This window comes from Cupriavidus sp. DL-D2, assembly GCF_039710735.1.
Taxonomy (GTDB): Bacteria; Pseudomonadota; Gammaproteobacteria; order Burkholderiales; family Burkholderiaceae; genus Cupriavidus.
In genome coordinates, this window is record NZ_JBDKXK010000001.1 from 86,105 (window position 1) to 106,946 (window position 20,842).

At 66.2% G+C, this 20,842-nt stretch carries 18 protein-coding genes; 10 read left to right on the forward strand and 8 right to left on the reverse strand.

What is annotated here, in order from left to right; all coding sequences use genetic code 11:
* Position 1: 1 nt before the first annotated feature.
* The 6 genes from ABDB81_RS00390 to cobC all read left to right on the forward strand — a co-directional run bounded on the left by ABDB81_RS00390 (position 2) and on the right by cobC (position 4,987).
* Complete coding sequence (locus ABDB81_RS00390; RefSeq protein WP_137926926.1) at positions 2-1,009, forward strand: iron ABC transporter permease; 1,008 nt, start codon at positions 2-4, stop codon at positions 1,007-1,009.
* The gene (locus ABDB81_RS00395; protein ID WP_346809282.1) at positions 1,006-1,815 is read left to right on the forward strand and encodes an ABC transporter ATP-binding protein; all 810 of its coding nucleotides are present in this window, start codon (positions 1,006-1,008) and stop codon (positions 1,813-1,815) included. Before ABDB81_RS00390 ends, ABDB81_RS00395 begins: the two co-directional genes overlap by 4 nt.
* The gene (gene cobO, locus ABDB81_RS00400) at positions 1,812-2,441 is read left to right on the forward strand and encodes a cob(I)yrinic acid a,c-diamide adenosyltransferase (RefSeq protein ID WP_346809283.1); all 630 of its coding nucleotides are present in this window, start codon (positions 1,812-1,814) and stop codon (positions 2,439-2,441) included. The genes ABDB81_RS00395 and cobO overlap by 4 nt, the downstream gene beginning before the upstream one ends.
* Before the next feature lie 131 nt (positions 2,442-2,572).
* Positions 2,573-3,637 (forward strand): nicotinate-nucleotide--dimethylbenzimidazole phosphoribosyltransferase, encoded by a 1,065-nt coding sequence (cobT, locus tag ABDB81_RS00405; protein ID WP_346809284.1) that lies wholly within the window; start codon positions 2,573-2,575, stop codon positions 3,635-3,637.
* Positions 3,638-3,644: 7 nt separating this feature from the next.
* The gene (locus ABDB81_RS00410) at positions 3,645-4,421 is read left to right on the forward strand and encodes an adenosylcobinamide-GDP ribazoletransferase (RefSeq protein ID WP_346809286.1); all 777 of its coding nucleotides are present in this window, start codon (positions 3,645-3,647) and stop codon (positions 4,419-4,421) included.
* The gene (cobC, locus tag ABDB81_RS00415; RefSeq protein WP_160472894.1) at positions 4,406-4,987 is read left to right on the forward strand and encodes an alpha-ribazole phosphatase family protein; all 582 of its coding nucleotides are present in this window, start codon (positions 4,406-4,408) and stop codon (positions 4,985-4,987) included. Before ABDB81_RS00410 ends, cobC begins: the two co-directional genes overlap by 16 nt.
* A gap of 169 nt (positions 4,988-5,156) precedes the next feature.
* Here the strand turns inward: cobC and ABDB81_RS00420 are convergent, their stop codons facing one another.
* From ABDB81_RS00420 to cobU, 4 genes are read right to left on the reverse strand one after another with little or no spacing between them, the layout of a single operon-like run.
* On the reverse strand, positions 5,157-6,053 hold the full coding sequence (locus ABDB81_RS00420; RefSeq protein ID WP_137926932.1) for a cobalamin-binding protein: 897 nt from the start codon (positions 6,051-6,053) through the stop codon (positions 5,157-5,159).
* Positions 6,043-7,074, reverse strand: a complete 1,032-nt coding sequence (gene cobD / locus ABDB81_RS00425; protein WP_137926933.1) for a threonine-phosphate decarboxylase CobD — start codon at positions 7,072-7,074, stop codon at positions 6,043-6,045. The genes ABDB81_RS00420 and cobD overlap by 11 nt, the downstream gene beginning before the upstream one ends.
* On the reverse strand, positions 7,071-8,036 hold the full coding sequence (gene cbiB / locus ABDB81_RS00430; RefSeq protein ID WP_346809288.1) for an adenosylcobinamide-phosphate synthase CbiB: 966 nt from the start codon (positions 8,034-8,036) through the stop codon (positions 7,071-7,073). The genes cobD and cbiB overlap by 4 nt, the downstream gene beginning before the upstream one ends.
* Positions 8,033-8,782, reverse strand: coding sequence for a bifunctional adenosylcobinamide kinase/adenosylcobinamide-phosphate guanylyltransferase (gene cobU, locus ABDB81_RS00435; protein ID WP_346809289.1), 750 nt, complete (start codon positions 8,780-8,782; stop codon positions 8,033-8,035). The genes cbiB and cobU overlap by 4 nt, the downstream gene beginning before the upstream one ends.
* Positions 8,783-8,887: 105 nt before the next feature.
* Here cobU and ABDB81_RS00440 point away from each other — a divergent pair, with 105 nt between their 5' ends.
* Positions 8,888-10,426, forward strand: a complete 1,539-nt coding sequence (locus tag ABDB81_RS00440; RefSeq protein WP_346809291.1) for a cobyric acid synthase — start codon at positions 8,888-8,890, stop codon at positions 10,424-10,426.
* Positions 10,427-10,438: 12 nt separating this feature from the next.
* On the opposite strand, the gene ABDB81_RS00445 is transcribed toward ABDB81_RS00440, so the two are convergent.
* A complete protein-coding gene (locus tag ABDB81_RS00445) occupies positions 10,439-10,993 on the reverse strand; it encodes a GNAT family N-acetyltransferase (RefSeq protein WP_346809293.1) in 555 nt (184 codons plus the stop codon).
* Positions 10,994-11,195: 202 nt separating this feature from the next.
* Between ABDB81_RS00445 and ABDB81_RS00450 the strand changes: the two genes are divergently transcribed.
* Positions 11,196-12,404, forward strand: coding sequence for a PepSY-associated TM helix domain-containing protein (locus tag ABDB81_RS00450; protein ID WP_137926937.1), 1,209 nt, complete (start codon positions 11,196-11,198; stop codon positions 12,402-12,404).
* A 111-nt stretch (positions 12,405-12,515) separates the two neighbouring features.
* Here ABDB81_RS00450 and panC read toward each other — a convergent pair whose 3' ends face one another.
* The 3 genes from panC to ABDB81_RS00465 form a co-directional block, all read right to left on the reverse strand.
* Entirely contained in the window at positions 12,516-13,358 is an 843-nt protein-coding gene (gene panC, locus ABDB81_RS00455) for a pantoate--beta-alanine ligase (protein WP_346809295.1), read from the reverse strand.
* Between the two features lie 170 nt (positions 13,359-13,528).
* Positions 13,529-14,434, reverse strand: a complete 906-nt coding sequence (locus ABDB81_RS00460; protein WP_137926939.1) for a ScpA family protein — start codon at positions 14,432-14,434, stop codon at positions 13,529-13,531.
* A 37-nt stretch (positions 14,435-14,471) separates the two neighbouring features.
* Positions 14,472-14,663: a DUF3460 family protein gene (locus ABDB81_RS00465; RefSeq protein WP_137926940.1), complete on the reverse strand. Its 192-nt coding sequence runs from the start codon at positions 14,661-14,663 to the stop codon at positions 14,472-14,474.
* A gap of 174 nt (positions 14,664-14,837) precedes the next feature.
* Between ABDB81_RS00465 and ABDB81_RS00470 the strand changes: the two genes are divergently transcribed.
* Positions 14,838-16,694, forward strand: coding sequence for an autotransporter assembly complex family protein (locus tag ABDB81_RS00470; RefSeq protein WP_346809297.1), 1,857 nt, complete (start codon positions 14,838-14,840; stop codon positions 16,692-16,694).
* Complete coding sequence (locus tag ABDB81_RS00475) at positions 16,694-20,833, forward strand: translocation/assembly module TamB domain-containing protein (RefSeq protein WP_346809299.1); 4,140 nt, start codon at positions 16,694-16,696, stop codon at positions 20,831-20,833. Before ABDB81_RS00470 ends, ABDB81_RS00475 begins: the two co-directional genes overlap by 1 nt.
* The last annotated feature ends 9 nt before the right edge of the window (positions 20,834-20,842 follow it).

Here is a 20,842-nt window from a genome sequence, read left to right on the forward strand (position 1 = left end):
CATGTCTGAGTTGCGGCGCGCACTGACCGTTTGGGGCGTCCTGGCCTTGGCCGGGGCGGCCGTGTTTGCGCTGTCGCTGGCCGTGGGCAGCGTGACGCTCGATAGCACGCAGCTATGGCAGGCGCTGACCGGCGCCGATACCGGCACGGCTGGCGCCATCGTGCGCGAGTTGCGTCTGCCGCGCGCCGCCGCCGCGTTTGCCTGCGGCGGCCTGCTGGCGCTTTCCGGCGCGCTGATGCAGGTGCTACTGCGCAACCCGCTGGCCGAGCCTTACGTGCTGGGTGTCTCGGGGGGCGCGTCTACTGGCGCGCTGCTGGCCATGCTGCTGACGCTGCCCTTGTGGACGGTGCAGGCCGGCGCTGCAGGCGGTGCGCTGCTGTCCATGCTGCTCGTGGCCACGCTGGCGCGCCGTGACCTGCTGCATCCGCAAGTGCAGGGCGGCCATCACGAAGCCGGTGCGCGTCTGCTGCTGACCGGGGTCATCCTGGCGGCTGGCTGGGGTGCGCTGATCACGCTGATCCTGGCCGTCGCGCCCGAGTCGCGATTGCGCGGGATGCTGTTCTGGCTGACCGGCGATCTGGGTGGTACATCGAGCTACGGCTGGGCACTGGGCATGCTGGTGGTGGCAATGGCGCTGACCTTGCCGATGGCGCGCGCGCTGAACGTGATGCTGCTTGGCGAGACCGTGGCGCAGTCGCTCGGTGTGCGCGTGGGACGCGTGCGGCTGGCCACCTTCCTGATTGCATCGTTCTCGATTGCTGCGGCGATCACCACGGCGGGATCGATCGGCTTTGTCGGCCTCGTGGTGCCGCACATGGTGCGTCTGGCCTGGGGCAACGATCAGCGCATGCTGTTGCCGGCAGCTGTGCTGCTGGGCGGCATGCTGCTGATGGCAGCGGACCTGATCGCGCGCACGGTCATCGCGCCTGCGCAGTTGCCGGTGGGCGTCATCACGGCGCTGCTCGGTGTGCCAACCTTCCTCTACTTGCTGTTGCGGAGGCCGCGATGAACCCATGGCATGAGCCACTCGCCGCATGTCCGCAACTTGCATTGCGCGATGTGAGCCTGCGCGCGGGAAGCCGCGTACTGATGCAACGGCTCTCGATGTCGATTGGCGCGGGGCAACTGTGGTGCATCGTCGGTCCCAATGGCGTTGGCAAATCCACGCTGATGGGTGTGCTGGCGGGCCTGCGCGCGCCCGATGGTGGTGCGGTCGAGGTGGATGGTGTCGCGGCCACGCATGTGCCGCCTGCCACGCTGGCGCGGCAGCGCGCGTATCTGCCGCAGGCCGTGCATGACACGTTCCCGATGAGGGTCGAGGATGCCGTGCGCATCGGTCGTCATCCGCATTTGAGCGGCTGGGGTTGGGGCCGCCGCGACAACGACAGCGTGGTGCGCGACCTCATGACCGCGCTCGATCTCGACGCATTGCGTGGTCGCGATGTGCTGACCCTGTCGGGCGGCGAGCGGCAGCGCGTGTCGTTGGCCGCTGCACTGGCGCAGCAGGCGCCGCTGCTGATGCTCGACGAGCCGGTGGCGCATCTGGACCTGCGCCACCAGATCCAGGTGCTGGAACTGCTTCAGCGTCTGACGCGCGCGGGTCGGCATGCCGTCGTGGTCATCGTGCACGATCTCACCTTGGCGCAGCGCTATGCGAGTCATGCGCTGCTGATGTCCGAGGACGGACAGGCGCTACATGGCCCGGCCTCCGACGTCCTGACTCCCGCGCAGTGCTCCCGTGCACTGCGCACCCCGATTATCCGAATCAGCGATGGCACGCACGCCGCGCTGATTCCAGATGGAAATCCGCAATGAGCGATATGGAAAACAACAATGCCGACGATGGACGCGACGAGCGTCACAAGGCGCGCATGGTGCGCAAGAAAGAAGTGGTCGACGCGAAGATCGCTTCGGCACAGGCCGAGCGCGGCGTGATCGTGATTACCACCGGCAACGGCAAGGGCAAGTCGAGTTCGGGCTTCGGCATGGTGGTGCGCGCAATGGGCCACGGCATGCAGACCGGCGTGGTCCAGTTCATCAAGGGCGCGATCCCGAGTGGCGAGGAAATGTTCCTGCGCCGCTTTCCTGAGCAATGCGAGTTCCACGTGATGGGCGAGGGCTACACCTGGGAAACGCAGGATCGTGCCCGCGATGTCGCCAAGGCCGAGGCCGCGTGGGAAGTGGCGCGCCGCATGCTGCGCGATCCGACCATCGGCCTTGTGCTGTTCGATGAACTGAATATCGCGCTGAAGCTGCACTATCTCGATGTGGAAACCGTGATCGCCGATCTGCGCGCGCGTCCGCCGATGCAGCATGTGGTGATCACAGGCCGTGGCGCGCCGCCCGCGCTGATCGAGGCGGCGGATACGGTGACGGACATGACCCCGGTGAAGCACGCGTTCCAGCAAGGGATCAAGGCACAGCGCGGCGTGGAAATGTAGGGCAACGCCATGAAGCCCATTCTGGCGTCGTTGCACGGCCTTGTCGTACCTGTTGTACTGCCTGCGGCCGCGCGCCTGGCCAGAACCGCTGCGCTTCGCCTTCCTGGCGTTTTCCAAAAGATTTGAAACATATGACCCATTTCCCCGACTACGCCCTGACACTGCCGCCCATCGATGCGCCCGACGAAGCGCTGCGCGCGACGCTGCAGGCAGCTATCGACGACAAGACCAAGCCGCTGGGTTCGCTCGGACGGCTGGAATCGCTGGCGCTGCAGATCGGCATGATCCGTGGTGGGACGGCGCCTGAACTGACGCGTCCCGCAGTGATCGTGTTCGCTGGCGACCATGGCGTGGCCGATGCGGGTGTCAGCGCGTACCCGGCCGAGGTGACGGCGCAGATGGTGCTGAACTTCCTGAACGGTGGCGCGGCGATCAATGTGTTCACGCGGCTGCACGGGCTGGCGCTGGAAGTGGTGGATGTTGGCGTGCGTGCGCCGCTGCCAGCATCGCTGGGACTGGTCAACTGCCGCGTGGCCAATGGCACGCGCAACTTTGTCGAGCAGGCCGCGATGACGCCCGCCGAGACCGGCGCGGCCATCAACGCCGGTATCGTCCGCGTGCTGCGTCATGCGCAGCTGGGCACCAATGTGATCGGCTTCGGCGAAATGGGTATCGCCAATACGTCTGCGGCGGCCTGTGTGATGAGCCGTCTGACGGGGTTGCCGCTGGAAGCGTGCACAGGGCGTGGCACCGGGCTCGACGACGCAGGGGTCACGCGCAAGCGCGAGATTCTGGCGCGTGCGCTGGCACAGCATCCCGACGTCACGGCGCCGCTCGATGTGTTGGCGACGTTCGGTGGTTTCGAGATCGCGGCGATGGTGGGTGCGTTCCTTGCTGCCGCCGCAAGCCGCATGGTGATACTGGTTGATGGATTCATCGCTTCGGCGGCGCTGCTGGTGGCCGCGCGCATTGATCCGAACGTGTTGCACTACTGCGTGTACTCGCATTGTTCGCACGAGCAAGGGCACCGCGCGCTGTTGGCCGAGTTCGGTGGTGAACCGCTGCTTGCACTCGACCTGCGTCTGGGCGAGGGCACCGGCGCCGCGCTGGCATGGCCGCTGGTGGCATCGGCCGCCGCCTTCCTGAAAGAGATGGCAACGTTCAGCGGCGCAGGCGTGACCAACAAATCGGCATAACAGACAGATGGCCGACGAACTCCGCTTCTTCCTGACCGCCCTCGGCTACTTCACGCGCGTGCCGCTGCCGCAGCGGCTGGCCGGATGGGTGGGGTTCGCGCCGCACTATCTCAATGCCGCAGCGCGTTACTTCCCGCTGGTAGGACTGCTGGTGGGATTGATCGCTGCGTTGGTGACGTGGGGCGCGTGGCAGTTGTGGACGCCGTCAGTGGCTATCGTGCTGGGCATGGCTGCGACGCTGCTGCTGACAGGCGCGTTCCACGAAGACGGGCTGGCCGATTGCGTCGATGCATTCGGTGGTGGCTATCGCACCGAGGACGTGCTGCGGATCATGCACGATTCGCGCGTTGGCGCATTTGGTGCCATCGCCATCGTGGTGGCACTGCTGCTCAAGTGGCAATTGCTGGTAGCGGTGGGCGAGGGTGGCGGTATCGTGACGCTGCTGGCCGTGTTGATCGTTGCGCATGGCGCGAGCCGCACGATGGCGATCACGTTCCTCGCCACGCATGAGTACGTGCGGCCCGAAGGCAAGGCCAAGCCCGTCGCGCAGCGTCTGGCGGGCAAGGGGTTGGTGTTTGCGCTGGCATGTGGCATCTTGCCGCTGCTGTGGGTGTCGCCGCTGTTCGCGGGCGTGGCGCTGATCGCGCTGGCTGTGCTGCGCACAGTGCTAGGCGCGTACTTCGTGCGACGCATCGGCGGTTATACGGGCGATTGCCTGGGCATGGCCCAGCAACTCGCGGAACTGACGATCTACCTCGTGGCGGCCGCATGGAAGTGGTACTGATCCGCCATGCACAGCCGGCAGTTGATCCCGGCATCTGCTATGGCAGCCTGGAACTGGCACTGATGGAGCCGATGCAGCCGGCGGCATCGCTGATCGTTGGAGGCATGGGCACGCCGGTTGGCATCATCACCAGTCCTGCAGCGCGAGCACGCGACACGGCTTCGGCCCTGCGGGCCTGTCTGCCGACGCAACCGCCGTGCGAAATCGAACCGCGTCTGCGCGAGATGGATTTTGGAAGTTGGGAAGGCCAACGCTGGGACGCCATCCCGCGCGAGGCACTGGACCTCTGGGCAGGCAATCTCATGACCGCTCGACCCCACGGTGGCGAAACCCCTGCCGAGATGCTGGAGCGAGTGGGAAGCTGGGCGGATTCGCTCGATACGCAATCTGACGCGCGCCTCTGGGTGGTCAGCCACGCGGGCACCATGCGCATGCTCGCCGCGCACTGGCTGGGCGTGCCGCTGTCGCAAACCCTGCAGTGGTCGCTGGGATTTGGCGCGACGTGCAAGTTTGTGCTGGAGGGGAGTGGGGTCAGGTTGGGGTGGTGGAATCGGGTGGTGACGTAGCTGGCTTCCCGCTGGTTTTCTCCCCTCTCCCGCTCGTGGGAGAGGGGCGGGGGTGAGGGCAAGCGGTTCTGCACCGACAAGTCGAAGATTGCACCGCCATGGCCGCACCCCCAACCCCTCTCCCACTGTGTGGGAGAGGGGAGCTAAAACAACAGCGGGAGAGAAACACCTAACTCCGCCGCGACCTCGCCACCTCCAGATCCTTGCAGATCTCCGCCGCCCCCTTCACCACCCGTGGCCCGGCGCGATTCACCAGGTCGCCGTCGATGATGAACAGGTTGTTGCGCGCAACCGCCGTGACCTGCTTCCATTTTTCCCACATCGAGAAATCCGCGAGTGGCTTGTCCGGGCGGGTGGCGCCCATGCCCGCTGTCAGCATGACTTCGGGATTGCCGGCCACGACCGATTCCACCGATACCGTGGGCACTAGCGGGGTTTCCTTCGCAAACAGATTGCGGCCACCGCACAGGGTCAGCAGGTCGCTGATCAGATGCTCGCCGTTGAGCGTCATCAGCGGCTGCTGCCAGACCTGATAGAACACGGTCACGGGTGGACGCGCGGCGTAGGTCTTGCGCAGCGTCTCCACCTGCTGCCGGAAATCGGCGGCGGCACGGTTGGCTACGGTCTCGGTGCCCATCAGCGCGCCGAGCTTCTCGATGTTCTGGGGAATCGATTCGAGCTTGCGGGGTTCGCTGAAGAACAGTGGCATGCCGAGTGCGCGCAGGCGGTCGGTCTGCTTCTGCGCATTGCCATGGCGCCAGACCACGATCAGGTCCGGCTTCAGTGCGGCGATGCGTTCAAGGTCCAGCGACTTGTTGTCACCCACGCGCGGGATGTCCCGCGCTTGCGGTGGATAGTCGCTGTAGCTCACGGTGCCGACGATGCGGTCACCGCCGCCTGCCGCGTAGATCAATTCGGTCACATGCGGTGCCAGCGAGACGATGCGGCGCGCCGGAGCGTTGAGCGTGACGGGCTGGCCGCTGTCGTCGGTGATGGTGATGGCCGCGTGGGCGGAGCCGAGCGTAAGGCACGCTGCGGCGATCAGGAAAGCAAATCTAGTAGCCATCTGGGTTCATGACTTGGGACAGGGTATCGAATGCCTTGGAAATCTGCGCCCAGGCGCGTGGGGAGCCGGGCGGCAGTCCGAAGCGAAGGCCGGGCGGGGAGCCGCCTGCCGCCGGGAAGTAGCGCGTCCAGACCTGATCTGCGGCGAGAACAGTCTGTATCCATTCAGCATCGGGATGCGGCACCCAGCAGAACAGCGAATGGCGCACGGGCTCGAAGCCGCACTCGACCAGGAACTGGCGCAATTTTTCCGAGCGATGGATCAACTGTGCGCGCGTGATCGATTCCCACGACACATCGTCCAGCACGATTCGTGCGACGGCGCGGGCCGGGCCGGACACCGTCCAGTGACCGAGCACTTCGGACAGCGCCGTCAGCAGCGCAGGCGCAGCGAGCACGAATCCGCAACGCACACCGGCCAGCCCGAAGAACTTGCCGATGGAGCGCAGCACGACGAGCCCCTTCAGATGACTGTGCGGTGCAATGGTCTGGTCGGGCGTGCAGTCCATGAACGCCTCGTCCACGAGCAGCGTGCCGCCACGTTTCGCAAGGTCCGCATGCCACTGCAGCAGTGTCTCGGGCGGCAGTTGCCGTGCAGTCGGGTTGTTCGGATTGACGACGACCAGATGGTCGAGCGATGCGCCAAGATCGTCGCGCAGGAAATCGGCTTCGTCGAGCAGCACAACCTCGTGCCCTGCGCGGGCGAATGCCGGGGCGTATTCGCTATAGCCGAGCGCGGCAACGCCTACGCGTCCACGCTTGAGCAGCGTGGGCAGCGCGCGGATGGCCGCTTGCGAACCCGCCACGGGTAATGCGTGTTTGGCATCGTAGTAATGCGCGGCGAATGCGGCGAGGCCGTCTTCATCCTCGGGCAGTCGTTGCCACGCAGAGGCGGGGAGCTGCGGCACGGGATAGCCGTCGGGATTGATGCCGGTGGAGAGATCGACCCAGTATTGGGCGCGACCTCCATACTCCTTCATCGCACGCTGGAGATCCCCGCCGTGTCGAATGGTGTTCGTCATGATGTCGTTATCAGGCTGGTCAGTGGCACGCTCAACATCGCCACACCGAGCCACAGCAACAGCGTGCGTTGCACGAGCCGCAGGCACGCATGCACATGCGTGGCCGCCGGTGTCGCGCCGATGCCGAGCGGCGGTCGTTCTTCCCATTCGCCGTGGTAGTGCGCGCCGCCACCGAGCGCCACGCCCACGGCGCCGGCGCCCGACGCCATCACGGGGCCGGCGTTCGGGCTTGACCATCCGGGTGCCTGCGTACGCCAGCAGCGCAGTGCTTGCGCCGTGGCGCCGAGCAGTGCGTAGGACAGCGCGGTGAGCCGGGCCGGTATCAGGTTAAGCAGATCGTCTATGCGGGCGGCGGCCCAGCCGAACATTTCCCAGCGCGGCGTGCGATAGCCCCACATCGCGTCGAGCGTGTTGGCGAGGCGGAACACGATCACGGCCGGCGCGCCACCCACGAGAAACCAGAACAGCGCGCCGAAGATCGCGTCGTTGCCGTTCTCAAGGGCGGATTCGCAGGCCGCGCGCGCCAGCGCCTCGGTGTCGGCATCGGCGGTATCGCGCGAGACGATACGCGCGGTCAGCGTGCGGGCGGTGGGCAGGTCATCGCGATCCAGCGCATCGGCAATCGGCGCGATGTGTTGCGCGAGACTCTGCGCGCCCAGCGCGAAGTAGAGTGCCACGGCGTTCAATATCCACGCGAGCAGGGGATGCACGGCGTTGGCCCGCGCGACAATCCACCACGCCAGGGCGGCAGGTCCCAGCACGATCAAAGTCCACGCAAACAATCCGGCGAGTCGTTGTCGAGGCGCGCTGCGTGCGGGACGATTCAGGGCATTGGCGACGGCGGTGGCCACGCGACCAAATCCGACGAGCGGATGCCAGCGGCGTGGCTCGCCAAGCCAGCGGTCCAGCAGCACGCCGGCGAGTGCGGCCGCCACGCAGGCGGCCCAGGACAACATGATCATCGCGCGTGATTGCCGCGGGCAGGGGAAGTGGGGGAGGCAGGATCTTTGACGGCCACCGGGATGCCGGCTACGAGCAGGCGCACGCGATCGGCGGCGGCGGCCAGCTTCTGGTTCAGGCGTCCCAGCTCATCGACATAGAAGCGCGTGATGGCACCCATCGGCACCACGCCGAAGCCGATCTCGTTCGAGACCAGGATCACGTGGCCGGGCAGCATCGGCAGCGCGGTCATCAGCGCGTCGATTTCCTCGGTGAACGCAGGCGGCGGCGTGATGACGCCGTGGTCGGGATACTCGCGGCCATCGCCGAAGATCAGGTTGTTCAACCACAGCGTTACGCAATCCACGAGGATGCAGCCATCGTGCCGCGCGTGGGCGTAGAGCGCGTCCGCCAGATGGACCGGCTCCTCGACGAGCGTCCAGTCAGCCGGACGACGCGCGCGATGCAGTGCGATGCGCAGCTCCATCTCCTCGTCGGCGGGTTCGGCATCGTGGCGCGCGGTAGCGATGTAGGTGACGGGCCCGCGCATCAGGGCGGCGTGATCGGTGGCAAGCTGCTCGGCGAAATGGCTTTTACCCGAGCGCGCGCCGCCCAGTACCAAGGTCAGTTCGCGCGCCGGCCCCGGACTGGACGGCTGTGGTTGCGCGGCGGTCTCGGTGACCGGATCGCTGGCCGTGGCGGCGCCTGCCGCAGCCGGTTCGGCGGCAGCCGTGATATTGAGCGCCTGAGGGGGGGCCTGGGTGTTCATCCGGCGTATTGTAGCCGTCGCATCGCGCCGCCGCATGCACGGAACTTGCAGGCTGGCGATCCATTTCGCCGCGCCGGAAGCCGGGGCTGCTGCGATAATCTCGCGATGCGAAACGATTCCGCCGCCAACTTCCCGATTCCCGATGCCGCGCGTGCCCTGCGCGGCACGCTGATGGTCCAGGGCACCACATCCGATGCCGGCAAAAGCACCATCGTGGCCGGACTGTGCCGCGTACTGGCGCGTGCCGGGGTGCCGGTGGCGCCGTTCAAGCCGCAGAACATGGCGCTCAACAGCGCGGTGACCGTCGACGGCGGGGAGATTGGCCGTGCGCAGGCGCTGCAGGCGCAGGCGGCCGGGCTGGCACCGCATACCGACATGAATCCCGTACTGCTCAAGCCGAGCAGCGACATCGGCGCTCAGGTCATCATTCACGGCCGTGCCCGCATGGACCTCGACGCACGCGCGTATCACGCCTACAAGCCGCAGGCGATGGCGGCGGTGCTGGAAAGCCATGCGCGGCTGACCGGGGCCTACAACGTGGTGATGGTGGAGGGCGCGGGAAGCCCCGCCGAAGTGAATCTGCGCGACCGCGACATCGCCAATATGGGTTTCGCGGAGCGCGTGGATTGTCCGGTCGTGATCGTGGCAGATATCGACCGGGGCGGCGTGTTTGCCCATCTGGTGGGCACGCTCGATTGCCTGTCCGAATCCGAGCGGGCGCGCGTGACGGGCTTCATCATCAACCGCTTCCGGGGCGATATCGCGCTGCTGCAACCGGGGCTGGACTGGCTGACTGCGCGCACGGGCAAGCCGGTGTTCGGCGTGCTGCCCTACCTGCACGGCCTGCACCTCGATGCGGAAGACGCCATTGCCAGCGGGCAGGTGGCGCGTGGCGATGGCGATGCCGAGGTGCTGCGCGTGATCGTGCCCGTGCTGCCGCGTATTTCGAACCATACGGATTTCGATGCGCTGCGCGCGCATCCGCAGGTGGACCTGCGTTTCATCGGACCCGGCATGCCGATTCCGCCTGCGGACCTGGTGATCCTGCCCGGCAGCAAGAGCGTACGGGCCGACCTGGCATTCCTGCGCGAGAATGGGTGGGATCGCGCCTTGCAGCGGCACTTGCGCTATGGCGGCAAGCTGGCGGGGATCTGCGGTGGCATGCAGATGCTGGGTCGCCTGATCCACGATCCCGATGGACGCGAAGGTCCGGCGGGCACGAGCGAAGGGCTTGGGCTGCTGGACTTCGAAACGACGTTGGCGTCTGACAAGCAGCTGCGGCGGGTCAGCGGGCGGCTGGCGCTGATGGAGGGCGAGGGCGCGGCTGTGCAAGGCTACGAGATCCACCTCGGCGTGACCGTCGGCGCCGCGCTCGATCGTCCTGCGCTTTGGCTGGACGATGGCAATGGCGGCAACTGTGCCGACGGCGCGGTGTCCGCCGACAACCAGGTGCTGGCTACCTATTGCCACGGCCTCTTCGACCAGCCGGATGGATGCGGTGCGCTACTGCGCTGGGCCGGGCTGGCGCATGCCGAAGGGGTGGACCTCGATGCGCTGCGCGAGGCATCGATCGAGCGGCTGGCCGATAGCATGGCCGCCAACCTCGACCTTGGCGCGATGTTCGCGCCGCTGGTGCAGCCTTAACGGGACAGGTCGTCAGGGTCCCGGCGCAAGCCGGCTGACCAGCGCGTCCGCATCCTCCCAGGTCACGCGGCGCACGGCCACCATGAAGTCTGTGCCGGGAAACGGGTCGTTGAACATGTCCGATTCCACGCCGCCGAGCCGACGATAAAACTCGCGCGCCTGCACATTGCCATCGAGCACGTAGAGAAACAGCGCCTTGCCCGGCCACTGGCTGGCCGCGCGGCAGGCGCAATGGGACATCAGCGTCTTGCCGTAGCCACGTCCGTGATACTGCTGCATCACGTGAAGGTTGTCGACGTAGATGCCATAGCCGGGTTCGGCAAGCGGCATCAGGCATGAGAAGCCAGCCGGCTGGCCGTCCACGCGCAGGATCGTGACTTCGATGGGCGCTTCGGCACCGTCCAGCATGCGGGCACGCCAGGTGGCCAGGCGTTCGTTCACGGCGTGGACGTCAAGGTATTCGTTGGGAATCAGGCCGGCGTAGGCATGGCGCCAGCTATCCGCGTGCATCGAGGCCAGCAGGTCGGCATCGGCCGACGTGGCAGGAACCAGTTCAATCAGGGGCATGACGGAGGCGCGCAACGCGCCGGATAGAGGAATCAGGGGGCGAAGCCGATCTTAACAATGCACTGTTAGAATCGCGAATTCTTCGCATTTGCATTTGCGCGCTGGCGCACAGATGCGACGCCGAATGCCCTCAAAAAAGGGCGCTGCAGGGGGCAACCGGCCTCAGCGGCCAGAAAAACGCCTTTCAACAATTGCCCTCGCCATGGTCTCCGGCCGACTTCGCACCGTACTCCGCAAGCTACACCTTTACATCGGGCTGGTCTTCGGACTGCTGTTCATCATGCTGGGCCTGACCGGTACGGCGATTTCCTGGCGTGACGAACTCGACAGGTGGCTCAACCCCGATCTGCTGCAGGCTGTTTCCGCCACGCGCATTCCCGTGGGCGCGGCCACCGTGGAAACGGTGACCGCGAGACTGCTGGCCGATCCCAAGTACGGCAAGCCGAACCTGCTGATGCTGCCGGTGGACGAGCATGACGTGTTCATCGCCTATTACCCCATCCATGGCGAACAGGCGGCGGTGGGACGCTCGCGGCAGGTCATGATCGATCCCATCACGCTGGCCGTGAAGGGCGAGCGGCTCTGGGGCGTGCCGGGGCTTTCGCGCCCGCAGTTGCTGCCGACGATGTTCCATCTTCACCGTTACCTGCTGTCGGGCGATACCGGCAAGACGATCATCGGCGTGACCGGGATGATGCTGCTGTTGTCGGTCCTGCTGGGCATTGCGCTGTGGTGGCCCAAGGCCACGCAGCGTGCTTGGAAGCAGGCGGTGCGGATTACCCACGGTGGTTCGTGGTCGCGGTTCAACTATTCGTTCCACCGCGCCGCCGGGATTTTCGTGGCGCCGGTGCTGGCCATCACCGCGTTTTCGGGCTGGTATCTGAACCTGCCGAAATGGGTCACGCCGATCATCGCAAGCGTGGCCACGGTGAGTCCCCAGGTGAAGCACCAGTCCGAGACACCGCCGCCCGGCACCCGCGCAATCACCCCGGCCCAGGCCATGACCGCCGCGCAGCAGCAGTTTCCCGACGCACTGGTGACGCGCGTGGGCCTGCCGCGCAAACCTGGCGATGCGTATGAGGTGCGCCTGCGGCAGAACGCAGAGATCCAGGGCGGCAGCGGCGCTACGCGCCTGTGGCTCGACGCCTATACCGGCCGCCCGCTTGGCGTGCGCGACCCGCTCAATGGCGCGTCCGGCGATACGCTGATCAGCTGGCTCTTTCCGCTCCACACCGGCGAAGCGTTCGGCAGCTACGGCCGTGCGTTCATCACCGTGTTCGGCTTGATGCCGCTGGCGTTTGCCGTGACCGGGGTGCTGATCTGGTGGAAACGCCGCAGCGGACATCGGCGGCATCTGGAGAGGGAGCGGGGGAGAATTGTTCCCCTCTCCCGCGGGCGGGAGAGGGGTTAGGGGAGAGGGCCGGAGGGTCTGCTTGCCGACCGCTCGCAATTTGCACGGCTGGCCCTCTCCCCCGCCCCTCTCCCACTTCGCGGGAGAGGGGAGCAAACAAGCTGGAGCGAGTTAGATCTCGAGGTTATCAATCAACCGCGTATTCCCCAGCTTCGCGGCCGTCAGCACCACCAGCGGTTCTCCTGCCGCGAATTCCTCGCGCGTCGGAGGTTGCAGGTTGTCCTGCTTGCGGATCGACACATAGTCAGCCTGCCAGCCACGGCCCTGAAGCTTCGCCAGCGCATCGGCTTCCACCTTGAGCAGGTCCACATTGCCGTTGCCGAGCACGGTGTCGCGCACTTCGTGCAGTGTCTTGTAGAGGATGGGGGCCTCGGCGCGTTCGGCTTCGGTCAGGTAGCGGTTGCGTGACGATAGCGCCAGGCCGTCTTCCGCACGAACGGTCTCGGCCGGGATGATGTCCACGGGCAAGGCGAACTGCTTGGCCATGCGGCGCACGATCATCAACTGCTGGTAGTCCTTCTTGCCGAACACGGCCACGCGCGGCTGCACGCAGCAGAACAGTTTCATGACCACGGTGCAGACGCCCTTGAAGAAGCCGGGGCGGAACTCGCCTTCCAGGATATCGCCCAGATCATGCGGCGGATCGACGCGGTACTCCTGCGGCACCGGGTACATGTCGCGCTCGGTCGGGGCAAAGAGTACGTAGACGCCTTCGCTCTGCAGCTTCTCGATATCGTCCTGCAGCGTGCGCGGGTACTTGTCGAAATCCTCGTTCGGGCCGAACTGCAGCCGGTTGACGAAGATCGACGCTACCACCGGGTCGCCGTGCTGGCGCGCCAGACGCATCAACGACAGGTGGCCCTCATGCAGGTTGCCCATGGTGGGAACGAATGCCACGCGGTTCTGGCCGCGCAACTGGTCCCGTAGCGCCTCGATCGAAGAAATGACTTTCATGAATGTGGTGAGCGGTCGTGGTAGGAGCGTCCCGGCCGCCGTGCTTCGGGGCGGGGCCGGGTGTGCCGGACTCTCATGTGGGTGCGTGGGCCGGCTGTCGGCGGATTGTAGAGCATCCGCGCCGGTTCAGGCCTGGGGATGGGCCTCGGTACGTCCGCCAGGCGGGACAGTCAGGCCGGCGTGTACGCCAATCGCACATAAACCGGTGCGAACGGCTCGGCCTGGGTGATTTCCACAAGCGACTCGCGCGACAGTTCGAGCATGGCGATGAAGTTGACCACCACCACGGGCACGCCCTTGCCGGAACGGATGGCGTCCTCGAACAGCTCGGTGAATTCCATGAACCTTGCGTGTTGCAGCCGCCGCAGGATCTGGCTCATGTGCTCGCGCACGGAGAGTTCCTCGCGCGAGATCTTGTGATGCTGGTTCAGCTTGGCACGCTTGAGCACATCGGCCCAGGCGGCCTTCAGGTCCACGGTTTCCACATCGGGAAAGCGCGGTGCCAGGCTCTGCTCGATGTAGACCTGCGAGCGAAGGAAATCGCGGCCCAGTTGCGGCACGGTGTCCAGCCGCTGCGCGGCCAGCTTCATCTGCTCGTATTCCAGCAGGCGGCGCACCAGTTCGGCGCGCGGGTCCTCGGCCTCGTCGTCGCTGTCCGCCTTCTTGACCGGCAGCAGCATGCGCGACTTGATCTCGATAAGCATCGCCGCCATCAGCAGGTACTCGGCCGCCAGTTCCAGATTGGTCTTGCGAATCTGGTCAACGTACGAAAGGTACTGACGCGTCACCTGGGCCATCGGAATGTCCAGGACGTTGAAGTTTTGCTTGCGGATCAGGTACAGCAGCAGGTCGAGCGGACCTTCGAAGGCTTCGAGGAAGATCTCCAGCGCGTCCGGCGGGATATAGAGATCCTGCGGAAGCTTGAACAGCGGCTCGCCATACAGGCGCGCGAACGCCATGCCGTCGATCATGTCGGCGGGATTGGCGGCGCTGCCCATGGGGGCCACGCTGGGCAGTTCCACCGGCAGGCTCAGCTTGTCCTGCGGGTGCTGCTCCAGCGGATCGCTCGATGGCATGCGGGGAGAGGGCGAGGGACTGACCGGCGCGAGCCGATCAGTTGTCCGACGAGTAGACGTAAGGCTTCTGGGCCACGCGCGATTCGTCGGCGCGGGCGCGTTCCTCGAGGTCGATCGGCGCCTTGTCCCACAGCAGGTTGCGGCCCTGGCGCTGCTCCGCCTCCAGGGCAGGGCGTTCCTGCTTGAGCGTCTTCAGGAACTGGGTGATATCCGATTCGTACATGGCCATGGCGAAACCTGAGCCCTTTCCGGGCGGCGTTGGGGGTAACGGGGCGAGATTTTACCGTATCGGCGCGGCCACCCGCCGTGGCGGCCAATGAATCTTTATTTTTGCGGACGGGAATGGCGTGTCGTCGCCGACGGTGTGGTCAAATAGCGACTTGTTTCTGGACCCCAAGGACGGATGAGCCTGGTTTTTGGCCACATGGCCGGACTGATCGCCGCAGGCAGGACGCGACGCCCCGGCTCGGGTGGCGCTCTCTTCACGCGCGCGTGTTCCTGCCTTGTCACCTTGCTGCTGGCCTGCGCGGTCTGGATACCCGACGCCCAGGCCAAGGACGCCTACAAGGTCGAGATCGACGCCCCCGATCCGCTGAAGGACATCCTCAAGGAACACCTCGACCTCTCGCGCTACCGCGACCGCACCGATATTTCCGACGACCAGTTCCATTACATGGTGGAAACCGTGGGCGACCAGGTGCGCCAGTTCGCGTCCACCGAAGGCTGGTTCGATCCGGAGACCACGGCTACCGTGGAAGGCGAGGGCGACCAGCGCGTGGTCAAGATTAAGGTGGTGCCCGGCGCGCGCACTGAAATCCGGCGCGTGGACCTGAGCGTGACCGGCCCGGCGGCCACACAGTCGCCCAGGCAGATCGAAGAGATGCGCAAGAAATGGGGTCTGCCGGTGGGCGACCCCTTCCGTCAGGCGGACTGGGACAAGGCCAAGGAGGATGCTCTCGTCCAGTTGCAGAGCCACACCTACTACGGCGCGAGGATGACCGCGTCGCAGGCGCGTGTCGAGCCCGAGGAACATGCCGCCGATTTGTCGGCGAAGTTCGAGAGCGGCCCGGCCTATGTACTTGGCCCGCTTGAAATCGAAGGCACGCGCCGCTATCCCGCCCGCATCATTCAGAACGTGAATCCGCTGTCGCAAGGGGAGCCGTACCGCGTGGAGCGACTGCTGGAGTTTCAGCGCGCGGTGCAGAACCAGCCGTATTTCTCGAACGTGCAGGTTGATCTGCTGGAGCCGCCGGCGGCAACCTCCGCCGAGGCCGCCGCGCAGCAGGAGACCGTGATCGCGCCCGTGCGCGTCAGGGTGCGCGAATATCCGACGCACCGGCTTAGTTCCGGTGTGGGCTACACGACCGATACCGGCGCCCAGGTGGAAGGCCGCTATTCCTACTACAACCTGTTCAACCGCGCATGGGTGTTCGATTCGCAGGCGCGGATCGAGCAGAAGCGCCAGTACGCGTTCGTGGAAACGGCGATGCCGCCGGATACCCACACTTACCGCAACAGTATCTACGGCAGCTACGAGCGCACCATCGACATCGAGAGCACCGACCTCACCAGCTGGCGCGGCGGCCTCAAGCGGTCCCGCTCGCGCGAGAAGTACGACACCACGGTCTCGCTCGATTTCTACTACGACAACCTCACGCCATACGGGCAGCCCTCGCAGATATCGAAGGCGCTGGTGCCGGCCTTTGCGTGGACGCGCCGCGATGTGGATAACCCGGTCTTCCCGCGCCGGGGCAACGTGATCAACACGCAGGTCGGCGTGGCGGCCAAGAACGTGCTCAGCGATGCCACATTCCTGCGCCTGTATGGCCGGATTCGGCAGTACGTACCCGTGGGCAATCGCGACCTGTTCATCGCGCGACTGGAGCTGGGCGCAAATATCACGTCGAGCGATCCCGCGCTGATTCCGGCGTCGCTGCGCTTCCGCGCGGGGGGCACCGACTCGATCCGGGGTTACAGTTACCAGTCGATCGGTACGCCTAACGGCGCCAGCGTGCTGCCGGCGCGCTTCCTGGGCACGGGTAGCGTCGAATACCAGTACTGGTTCAAGCCCGAGTGGGGCGCGGCGGTGTTCTGGGACATGGGCACGGCCACCAACAACCTGGCTGGCGTGAAGATCTATCACGGCGTGGGCGTGGGCGCGCGCTGGCGCAGCCCGGTGGGTCCGGTGCAGCTCGATGTGGGCTACGGCATCCAGGAGAAGCAGTTCCGGCCGCACATCTCGCTCGGGGTGGCGTTCTGATGAGTATTCCGGACATGCCCCCCGTGCCGCGTGACGACGAGAACACGCCGCGCGCGCCCCGCAAGCCAAAGCGCCACCGCGTCTGGAAGGTCCTGGCGTGGCTCGTCGGCCTGCTTGTGCTGCTGCTGGTGGCGATTGTGGTCACGGTGGTGGCGGCGCTGCGCACGGAGGCGGGTACGCGTCAGGTGTGGAATCTCGCCACGCGTTTCTCGGCGGGCATGCTGGCGGGGCAGCTTGATGGGGGCACCGTGGCCAGCGGGCTGCGCATGCACGATCTGGTGTTTGCCAGCGGCGACACACGCGTGACCATCGACCGCATCGACGCCAAATGGCAGATGTCGTGGTCGCCCCGTCGCCTGCATGTGGAATGGCTCAAGCTCGGCAAGATCGATGCGCGGCTGCCGGCGTCGGCGCCCAGCACCGAGCCGGCGAAGATGCCCGAGTCGCTGGAACTCCCCCTTGCTGTCGATATCGATACGCTGACCGTGAGCGAGTTGTCGCTGCTGCAGGGGCCGGCGGCCACGTCGAGCCCACTCGTGCTGTCGGACCTCGCCGCCACGCTGCATAGCGATGGCCTGCGGCACCGGCTGACCGTGGACCGGCTGACTACGCCTTACGGCAAGCTGCAGGCCAATGCGCAGATTGCGGGGCAGAAGCCGTTTGCGCTGTCCGCCGAGGCACTGCTCGAAGGCAAGTGGAAGGAAGAAGCGTACGCAGTGTCCGCCAGGGCCAATGGCTCGCTGGATCAACTGCGTGCCGATGTCGACGCCACCGGAGACCGTATCCGCGCGCGCGCCAATGCTGATGTCACGCCCTTTGGCCGCGTGCCATTCACGCACCTGCTGATCGACGGCGAGCGCATCAATCCGCGCCTGTTCAGCCCCACGGCACCGCAGGCCAATCTGACCGTGCATGCGGAATTGCGCCCCGTGGAAGCCGTGGCGCCGCCGCCGCGCGTGGCCGCGCCGAAGCCCGGCGAATCGACGGCCAGCGCGGTGGAAGCTGCGTCCGCGGCATCGGCTTCCGCGCCCGTGCCGACGCCTGCCGCGCCAACGTCGAATCCCCTCGCCGTAGCGGGCGAGGTCACGATACGCAACCTCGATCCCGGCCCCATCGACCGCGAGCGCTTGCCCGTCCACAGCGTGACGGCGCGCGTGGAACTCAGCGAGAAAACGCAGACGCTGCGCGACCTGCGCATCGCGCTGCCGGGTCGTGCCGAGATCGTCGGCCAGGGCGCGCTGCAGGATGGGCGCGGCGGCTTTGACCTCGACGTGCGGCGGCTCGACGTGGCCGCGCTGTACACCACGCTGGTGAAGACCAATCTGTCCGGCCCGGTGATCCTGCGGCTGGAGCCGGGGCGCCAGAGTGTGGCACTTGACGTGGCGGGCGGCGAGATCAAGCTGTTCGCCGATGCGAAGATCGACGAGGAGTCGGTCACGCTGTCCGCGCTGCGCGCCGGACTGGGTAGCGGCACGCTGACCGCCGATGGCAAGCTCGGTCTCAAGGGCGAGCAGACTTTCGACTTCAAGGGCAAGCTTGCCAATTTCGATCCGTCGCGGCTCGCCAAGGTGGCGCCGGGGCGTATCAATGCCGATTTCTCGACCAAGGGCTCGCTGGCAAACGTGCTGCGCGTGGCGCTCGATTTCGCGCTGGGCGAGAGTGAATACGCAGGGCTGCCGATGACTGGCAAGGGGCGGGTCCGGCTGGAAGGCGAGCGGTTGCTGCCGAGCGAGGCATCGCTGCTGATGGCGGGCAACCAGGTGAACCTGAACGGCAGCTTCGGGGCGCGTGGGGATCGGCTCAAGGTCAATGTCGACGCGCCGCAACTGGATCGGCTCAAATTCGGCGTGGCCGGCAAGGCCAAGCTCGATGCCGAGGTCACTGGCACGTTGAAGAAGCCCGAGATCGTGGGCGACTACAGCGCGCAGTCTCTGGTTGTGGGTCCGCACAAGGTGGCGAATGCCAGCGGCCACGCCGAACTGCGCGGCGGTCTGGATGGCACCGTCAATGTCCAGCTCGCCGTGCGCGACTATCAGGGTCCGCAGTCATCGGTGCGTACGCTCGATGCCAACCTCAAGGGCACGCAGGCCAATCACGCCTTCGATGCCAAGGCGGCTGGCACGATGAACGGGCAGCCACTGCAACTCTCGCTGGCCGGGCAGGGCGCGTGGCGTGGCGACCAGGGCTGGAACGGCACGATCCAGACGCTGGACGAGCGGGGCACCGTCAACGTGCGCCTCACCGCGCCCGCGCAATTGCTGGTGGCGGATCAGCACATCCGGCTCGGCCAGACGCGTTTGCAGTTTGCCAAGGCCACGATGAACATCGAGGGCTTCGAGTTCGACCATGGCCGCATCCGCTCGCAGGGACGCATGGATGGCGTGGAAGTCGCCAACATCCTCAAGCTGCTGGAGACATTCACGGGCGATGCGCCGCCGATCCGCTCGGACCTCGTGCTCGATGCCAGCTGGAACCTGAGCCTTGCCGAGACGGCCACCGGGTTTGCGGACATCCGGCGCCGTAGCGGCGATGCCTCGATCAACGCGGGCCGTGGATGGACCGCGCTGGGGTTGGGCGAGACCGGCCTGCGCGCCGAGTTCTCCGGCAACCGCGTGACGCTCCGCGGCGGCACCACGGCGCAGCGGCTCGGCAAGCTGGTCGTCGATGCTTCGGCAGGACTCATCAGCGAGCAGGGAATGCTGACAGTGGGGCCGGCCTCGACGCTCGGCGGTACGGTCACGGCCGACATGCCGCGCCTGAAATCCCTGGAGGCGCTGGCGGGGCCGCAGTACGCGCTCGATGGCAAGCTGGCGGCGGCGCTGCAACTCGCCGGTACGGTGGGCAATCCGTTGCTGACGGGGTCGATCGATGGCAGCGGCATCGGCATTACGCTGTACGACCTCGGCATCCGCTTGACCGATGGCGTGGTGCAGGTGGTGCTGGACCAGAATACGGTGGAGCTGAAGCAGGTGCATTTCCGCGGCGGCGACGGCACGCTGACGGCTACCGGTGCCATCAAGCTCGGCGAGACCGATCCCAACCTGACGGGCAAGATCGTCGCGGACAAGCTGCAGTTGTTCGCCAGCCCCGAGCGCACGCTGATCGTCTCGGGCGAGGCAGGCATCGCCAACGAGAACAAGCAGATCGCGATACGCGGCAAGTTCCGCGTGGATCGCGGGTTGTTCGATTTGCCGAAGGCTGGCGCGCCGGTGCTCGGCGACGACGTGGTGGTGGTGCGTCGCAGCGACCAGCGCGAGGTCAAGACGGCGGCCACGCCTGTCGTACCCGAGTCGAAACCGGCCAGCCGCTTCAGTCCGCTGATCGACGTGGCGATCGACCTCGGTGACAACTTCCGCTTCCGGGGCGCGGGCGCCGACATCCTGCTGGCCGGTACGCTGGGCATCAAGAGCGAGCCGCTGGCGCCGATGCGCGCTACGGGCACGGTGCGCGTGGTGGATGGCACCTACGAGGCGTTTGGCCGCAAGCTCAACATCGATCGCGGCATCATCAATTTCAATGGTCCGGTGGACAACCCGAACATCAACATCCGCGCGATGCGCCGCAACCAGGAAGTGGAAGCGGGCGTGGAGGTGACCGGCACAGTGCGGATTCCGCGTGTGCGACTGGTGTCCGAGCCAAACGTACCCGACGAGGACAAGTTGTCATGGCTGATGTTCGGCTACGGCGCCGAAAGCGCGGGAACAAGCCAGCAGCGGCAGTTGAGCGGGGGCGCACTCGGTGGCGCGGCGCTCGGCATGATCGGTGGGAAGGCGGGAAAAAGCGTGGTCTCGCACTTCGGCATCGACGAATTTTCCATCGGACCGAGTACCGCCGGCCTGAACGACCAGCAGGTGGTCAGCATCGGCAAGGCGGTCTCTGACCAGATCTCTGTGGGCTACGAACAAAGTCTGACCTCGGCATCGAACGTGGTGAAGCTCACCTGGGCGTTCTCGCGGCGCTGGTCGCTGATTGCCAAGGGTGGTTCGATCAATGGCCTGTCCGTCTTGTTCAACCGCCGGTTCAACAACTGGAGTACGCTGTTCTCCGGCGGTTCGGGCCGGCGTACCGCCGACGCCGATCCGGCCGCGCAGGGCGCCAGCGCTCCGGCTGGCGATCCCGTCGAAGCGATCAAACGATAGGCCGATGAT

What these genes read in the sequence shown, in the direction of transcription:
- cobC (WP_160472894.1), top strand. Translation starts at nt 4,406, where the DNA reads ATGGAAGTGGTACTGATCCGCCATGCACAGCCGGCAGTTGATCCCGGC.
- ABDB81_RS00465 (WP_137926940.1), bottom strand. Translation starts at nt 14,663, where the DNA reads ATGGCCATGTACGAATCGGATATCACCCAGTTCCTGAAGACGCTCAAG.
- cobD (WP_137926933.1), bottom strand. Translation starts at nt 7,074, where the DNA reads ATGACGAACACCATTCGACACGGCGGGGATCTCCAGCGTGCGATGAAG.
- ABDB81_RS00390 (WP_137926926.1), top strand. Translation starts at nt 2, where the DNA reads ATGTCTGAGTTGCGGCGCGCACTGACCGTTTGGGGCGTCCTGGCCTTG.
- panC (WP_346809295.1), bottom strand. Translation starts at nt 13,358, where the DNA reads ATGAAAGTCATTTCTTCGATCGAGGCGCTACGGGACCAGTTGCGCGGC.
- ABDB81_RS00440 (WP_346809291.1), top strand. Translation starts at nt 8,888, where the DNA reads ATGCGAAACGATTCCGCCGCCAACTTCCCGATTCCCGATGCCGCGCGT.
- cobU (WP_346809289.1), bottom strand. Translation starts at nt 8,782, where the DNA reads ATGAACACCCAGGCCCCCCCTCAGGCGCTCAATATCACGGCTGCCGCC.
- cbiB (WP_346809288.1), bottom strand. Translation starts at nt 8,036, where the DNA reads ATGATCATGTTGTCCTGGGCCGCCTGCGTGGCGGCCGCACTCGCCGGC.
- ABDB81_RS00410 (WP_346809286.1), top strand. Translation starts at nt 3,645, where the DNA reads ATGGCCGACGAACTCCGCTTCTTCCTGACCGCCCTCGGCTACTTCACG.
- ABDB81_RS00475 (WP_346809299.1), top strand. Translation starts at nt 16,694, where the DNA reads ATGAGTATTCCGGACATGCCCCCCGTGCCGCGTGACGACGAGAACACG.
- ABDB81_RS00395 (WP_346809282.1), top strand. Translation starts at nt 1,006, where the DNA reads ATGAACCCATGGCATGAGCCACTCGCCGCATGTCCGCAACTTGCATTG.
- ABDB81_RS00420 (WP_137926932.1), bottom strand. Translation starts at nt 6,053, where the DNA reads ATGGCTACTAGATTTGCTTTCCTGATCGCCGCAGCGTGCCTTACGCTC.
- ABDB81_RS00445 (WP_346809293.1), bottom strand. Translation starts at nt 10,993, where the DNA reads ATGCCCCTGATTGAACTGGTTCCTGCCACGTCGGCCGATGCCGACCTG.
- ABDB81_RS00470 (WP_346809297.1), top strand. Translation starts at nt 14,838, where the DNA reads ATGAGCCTGGTTTTTGGCCACATGGCCGGACTGATCGCCGCAGGCAGG.
- ABDB81_RS00460 (WP_137926939.1), bottom strand. Translation starts at nt 14,434, where the DNA reads ATGCCATCGAGCGATCCGCTGGAGCAGCACCCGCAGGACAAGCTGAGC.
- cobO (WP_346809283.1), top strand. Translation starts at nt 1,812, where the DNA reads ATGAGCGATATGGAAAACAACAATGCCGACGATGGACGCGACGAGCGT.
- ABDB81_RS00450 (WP_137926937.1), top strand. Translation starts at nt 11,196, where the DNA reads ATGGTCTCCGGCCGACTTCGCACCGTACTCCGCAAGCTACACCTTTAC.
- cobT (WP_346809284.1), top strand. Translation starts at nt 2,573, where the DNA reads ATGACCCATTTCCCCGACTACGCCCTGACACTGCCGCCCATCGATGCG.